The 4,736-nt window shown below is 70.5% G+C and carries 4 protein-coding genes; all 4 read left to right on the top strand.

All coding sequences use genetic code 11. From position 1 onward, the window contains the following. Positions 1-27: 27 nt before the first annotated feature. On the top strand, positions 28-1,047 hold the full coding sequence (locus tag ESO86_RS11625) for a helix-turn-helix transcriptional regulator (RefSeq protein ID WP_129235171.1): 1,020 nt from the start codon (positions 28-30) through the stop codon (positions 1,045-1,047). Positions 1,048-1,110: 63 nt separating this feature from the next. Then, positions 1,111-1,398, top strand: coding sequence for a twin-arginine translocase TatA/TatE family subunit (tatA, locus tag ESO86_RS11620; protein ID WP_129235169.1), 288 nt, complete (start codon positions 1,111-1,113; stop codon positions 1,396-1,398). A gap of 50 nt (positions 1,399-1,448) precedes the next feature. Continuing rightward, positions 1,449-2,213 (top strand): twin-arginine translocase subunit TatC, encoded by a 765-nt coding sequence (tatC, locus tag ESO86_RS11615; protein WP_129235173.1) that lies wholly within the window; start codon positions 1,449-1,451, stop codon positions 2,211-2,213. A 12-nt stretch (positions 2,214-2,225) separates the two neighbouring features. Next, positions 2,226-4,655, top strand: coding sequence for a DEAD/DEAH box helicase (locus ESO86_RS11610; RefSeq protein WP_129235167.1), 2,430 nt, complete (start codon positions 2,226-2,228; stop codon positions 4,653-4,655). Positions 4,656-4,736: the final 81 nt, after the last annotated feature.

Here is a 4,736-nt window from a genome sequence, read left to right as displayed (position 1 = left end):
CGCCGCGCACCGCACGGGAGGCGCCGCATGAGCGCTCGCCCGCCGCGGCGGCCCGCGGGGCTCCGCGCGCCCGACAAGCTCGTCTTCCTGCTCTCGCTCGTGCCGTACCTGCTCGAGCAGCGTGTCGTGGACGTCGCCGACGCGGCCGCCCACTTCGGCGTCGGCGAGCAGGAGATCCGGGACGCGGTGATGCTCATCGCGACGTCCGGGCTGCCCGGTGCGACCGGGACCTACCAGCCGAACGACCTCTTCGACATCGACTGGGACGCGTTCGAGGACGACGACGTCATCGTCATCGTCCATCACGTCGCGATCGACGACGCCCCGAAGCTCTCCGCTCGCGAGGCCGCAGCGCTCATCGCCGGGCTCCGCTATCTCTCCGCGGCGCCCGAGAACGCCGACAGCGCATCGCTCGCCGCGCTCACCGAGAAGCTCCGAGCGGGCGCCTCGGGCGAGCCGAGCCGCATCGCGGTCGCCGAGGAGGCCGTCGACGAGACCCTCGCCGAGGTGCGGCGGGCCGTGGCATCCGGCCGCCGGCTCGAGTTCGACTACCTGAACGCGCGCGGGGAGCACCGTCGCCGTCGGGTCGACCCCCTCCGGATCGCCTCGTTGGGCGCCGACTGGTACCTCCAGGCCTACGACCAGCACCGCGAGGACGTCCGCAACTTCCGCATCGACCGGATGAGCGGGCTCAGCATCACCGACGAGCCGATCGGCGACCACACGGGTCGGGTCATCCCGGAGACGCTGTTCCAGGCGTCGCCGGACGATCTCGAGATCGTCGTGGACGTCGCGCCGGAGAGCCTGCCGCTGCTCGCCGACTACCTCGCCGACTCCACGTCGACCGAGGTCGACGGACGCCTGCGCGTGACCCTGCGGCTCGCGCACGTGCACGGCCTGAAGCGCCTCGTCACGGGGCTGCCCGGGCTCGTGACGGTCGTCGCCCCGAAGGAGGCGCGCGAGGTCGTCGCCGCATGGGCCGAGGCGGGGCTCGCGGCCTATCCGGACGACCTGTCCGATCGTGACCCGATCGAAGCAGAGGTGTGAGGGTCGCCCCTCTCGCGAGCAGGTAGACTGGCCGCACCATCCCGCCAGAATGGACGAGCATCTATGTTTGGAAACGCCTTCACCGGTTGGCACGCGCTGATCATCCTCTTGGTGATCCTGCTGCTGTTCGGTGCGCCGAAGCTTCCCGCGCTCGCGCGGAGCCTGGGCCAGTCGATGAAGATCCTCAAGAACGAGGTCCGCTCCGACGGTGACGAGACCGACGCCGACGCCAAGGACGGCGCTGCGGCGAGCACCGAGGCCCCGGCCTCGTCGACCACGTCGGCGCCCGCGTCGACGACGCCCGCACAGGTCGAGCAGCCGAAGCGCGCGGACTCCGGCCCGAGCGCCTGAGCCGTATGACCGCGGTGAAGGATCGCGGGGAGAAGAACCGCGAGAAGCGGATGTCGCTCGGCGCGCACCTCGTCGAGTTGCGCAAGCGCCTCTTCCGTTCCGCGATCGCCATCGTCATCGGCATGGTCGCGGGCTGGTGGCTGACGGACGCGTTCGTGTGGCAGGCGATCCAGGAGCCGGTCAACCTCGTCGTCGAAGCCCAGCAGGGCACGGACGCGGCGTCGACGGGCATCATCTTCCCGACGATCTCCAGTGCATTCGACCTGCGCCTGCAGATCGCGTTCACCCTCGGCATCGTGATCTCCGCACCGGTCTGGCTCTACCAGATCTTCGCATTCCTGGTCCCGGGCCTGAACACGCGCGAGCGCAAGTACACGTTTGCGTTCTTCGCGACGGCGATCCCGCTCTTCTTCGCGGGCTGCGCGGCCGGCTGGTTCGTGCTTCCCAACATCGTGAAGCTCATGACCGGGTTCGTGCCCGAGGGCGCCGAGACGCTGCTGACGGCGAAGGAGTACATCGACTTCGTGCTGAAGCTCGTCGTCGCCATCGGCATCGCGTTCGTCGTGCCGGTGTTCATCGTGCTCCTGAACTTCGCCGGGATCCTGAGTGCGGCCGCGATCATCAAGTCGTGGCGCATCGCGATCCTCGTGATCGTGCTCTTCACGGCGTTCGCGACGCCGTCGGCCGACATCGTCTCGATGTTCATGCTCGCGATCCCGATGATCGGGTTGTACTTCGCGGCGTACGGGCTCGCATACCTGCACGACCGTCGCGTCGCCAAGCGCAATCAGTTGGAGTTCGGCGACGCTGTCTAGGCTGGAGGGGTGATGAGCCTCTCGCCGGCGGAACGCTACGCACTCTCCCGGCAGCAGCGCCGGCAGCCCAGGCTGCAGGAGTTCGCAGCGAACCTCTCGTTCGACCTCGACCCGTTCCAACGCGCCGCGTGCGCGTCGCTCGACGAGGGCCGGAGCGTCCTGGTCGCCGCGCCCACGGGCGCGGGCAAGACCGCGGTCGCCGAGTTCGCGGTGCACCTCGCGATGCACGCGGACGACGAGAAGGTCTTCTACACGACGCCCATCAAGGCGCTGTCGAACCAGAAGTACCAGGAGTTCGTCGAGGCATGGGGCTCGAGGAACGTGGGCCTGCTCACGGGTGACACCAACATCAACGCCGGCGCCCGGATCGTGGTGATGACCACCGAGGTCCTCCGCAACATGCTCTACGCCTCCTCGCCGCTGCTCGAGCGGCTCTCGTTCGTGGTCATGGACGAGGTGCACTACCTGGCCGACCGGTTCCGCGGCGCGGTGTGGGAGGAGGTCATCATCCACCTCCCCGAGCACGTGCGGCTCGTGTCGCTCAGCGCGACCGTGTCGAACGCGGAGGAGTTCGGCGACTGGCTGCAGGCGGTCCGCGGCGACACGGACGTCATCGTCTCGGAGCAGCGACCCGTGCCGCTCGAGCAGCACGTCCTCGTGGGCTCGAAGCTCATCGACCTGTTCGATTCGTCCGGTCAGGCGGCCACGCATCGCGTGAACCCCGAGCTGCAGCGGCTGGCGCGCGCCGGCGGCCGATCGATCGGCGGCCGTTCGCAGCGCGGCCGTCGCGGCAGCGACCGCGGCCGCTACCACAAGCCGGCCCCCGGCGGAGGGCGCGCGGAGCGTTCAGCGGTCGTGGAGCTGCTGAGCGGCAAGCACCTGCTTCCGGCCATCTTCTTCATCTTCTCCCGGGCCGGGTGCGACCAGGCGGTGCGCCAGGTGCTGCGCAGCGGCATCCGCCTCACCGACACCGAGGAGCGCGCGGAGATCCGCGCGATCGTCGAGGAACGGGCGCGGATGCTGCGCGACGACGACCTCGCCGTGCTCGGCTACTGGGAGTGGATCGAGGGGCTGCAGCGCGGCGTCGCCGCCCACCATGCCGGCATGCTCCCGACGTTCAAGGAGATCGTCGAGGACCTCTTCCAGCGCAAGCTCCTGAAGGTCGTGTTCGCGACCGAGACGCTCGCCCTCGGCGTGAACATGCCCGCCCGATCGGTGGTGCTCGAGAAGCTCGAGAAGTTCAACGGCGAGGCCCGCGTGCCGATCACCCCGGGGGAGTACACGCAGCTGACCGGGCGGGCGGGGCGCCGCGGGATCGACATCGAGGGGCACTCGGTGATCCAGTGGGTCGACGGCCTGGATCCCGAGGCGGTGGCCTCGCTCGCGTCCCGTCGGAGCTATCCGCTGAACTCGAGCTTCACGCCGACGTACAACATGGCCGTGAACCTCGTGGACCAGTTCGGTCGCGAGCGCACCCGGCAGATCCTCGAGCTCTCGTTCGCGCAGTTCCAGGCCGATCGCGCCGTGGTCGACCTCGCCCGCACCCTCCGCAAGCAGGAGGAGTCGATGGCCGGCTTCGAGGAGGCGATGCGCTGCCACCTCGGCGACTTCGCCGAGTACGCCGGGATCCGCCGCCGGATCGGCGACCTCGAGCGGCAGTCCTCGAAGGGCAATCCGACGCACGCGCAGCGCGAGCGGTTCCAACGGGAGCTCGGCGCCGAGCGCAAGCGACTGCGCGCACATCCGTGCCACGGGTGCGCGGAGCGCGAGCAGCACGCGCGGTGGGCCGAGCGATGGTGGCGCCTGAAGCGCGATCACGACGACCTCTCGCGCAAGATCCGCACCCGCACGGGCCAGGTCGCGAAGCGGTTCGACCGCGTCGCGGAGGTGCTGGAGGAGCTCGGCTACCTCGAGCGCGGCGGCGCGGGCGGCCTGGCCTCGACGGCGGCGGGCCGAACGCTCAAGCGCATCTACGGCGAGCGGGACCTGCTCGTCGCCGAAGCGCTCCGACGCGGGCTCTGGGACGGCCTCGACGTTCCATCGGTCGCCGCGATGGCGGCCGCGCTCGTCTACGAACCGCGACGCGACGACCGCGGGGTGCAGTACCGGATGCCGAAGGGCGGCTTCCGCGAGGCATTCGACCGGACGCTCGACGCGTGGAGCGAACTCGACGACGTCGAGCGCGACCATCGGCTGCCGGGAAGCGAACAGCCCTCGCCCGCCCTGGCGGCGGCGATGCACGCCTGGGCGCGTGGAGCCGGACTCGCCCAGGTGCTCGCGGACACCGAGCTCGCCGCCGGCGACTTCGTGCGGCTGTCCAAGCAGGTCGTCGACCTGCTCGACCAGGTGTCGATCGTGGCCGACGCCGAGCTCGGCGCGACGGCGCGCGCGGCGATCGACGCCGTCCGTCGGGGAGTCGTCGCCTACGGGGCGGCGGCATGAGCGTCGACCCCGCCGCGACCGCGGCACAGGAGCGTTCGACCGAGGGCCGCGCGACGGTCGCGCCGGATGGGGTCCGCGGTG

This window comes from Agromyces binzhouensis, assembly GCF_004135055.1.
Classification (GTDB): domain Bacteria; phylum Actinomycetota; class Actinomycetes; order Actinomycetales; family Microbacteriaceae; genus Agromyces; species Agromyces binzhouensis.
This window is presented reverse-complemented; position numbering and strand designations above follow the sequence as displayed.